Source organism: Lentilactobacillus dabitei (genome assembly GCF_019061365.1).
Classification (GTDB): Bacteria; Bacillota; Bacilli; order Lactobacillales; family Lactobacillaceae; genus Lentilactobacillus; species Lentilactobacillus dabitei.
Genome location: NZ_JAHPPD010000188.1, coordinates 1 through 444, shown reverse-complemented (window position 1 = coordinate 444; position 444 = coordinate 1). Strand labels below are relative to the sequence as shown.

The following is a 444-nucleotide window of genomic DNA, read 5'->3' as shown; positions in this document are numbered from 1 at the left end:
TTGCTTGGAACATCTCCTGTCAAGGTGCGAAATCCGACTTGGAATAATATTATTAATGTAGATGTTACTAATTTAGTTGGAACAACATTGACTTATTCCGCGATACTAGACATCACAGATAGTACACGGGGGACTGTTGCAGTTTCGCTAACCCCACAAGATTCATCTGGTAAATCAATTGGTGATGGTGTACGGAGTAATTCTATAAGTTTTGGGAAGACTGGTAAGGCAATTGCAACAATTACCATTCCATCAGGAGCTTCTCATTTAAGTATCAGCGAACAAACAAACTATACGAATTTAAATACACGTGTTGGAAGTAGAAAGTTAGAACAAGGTTCAATAGCTACTGATTGGACACCTGCACCAGAAGATAAGGTTACTGATAATAAGAATGGCACAATTGAAGTTAATGGCAGCTCTATTACACCTGCTGACGATTCC

At 38.7% G+C, this 444-nt stretch carries 1 protein-coding gene; it reads left to right on the top strand.

What is annotated here, in order from left to right:
* Nucleotides 1–444: hypothetical protein (locus KTE19_RS13735; RefSeq protein ID WP_217342523.1), on the top strand; the 444-nt coding region annotated here is incomplete at both ends.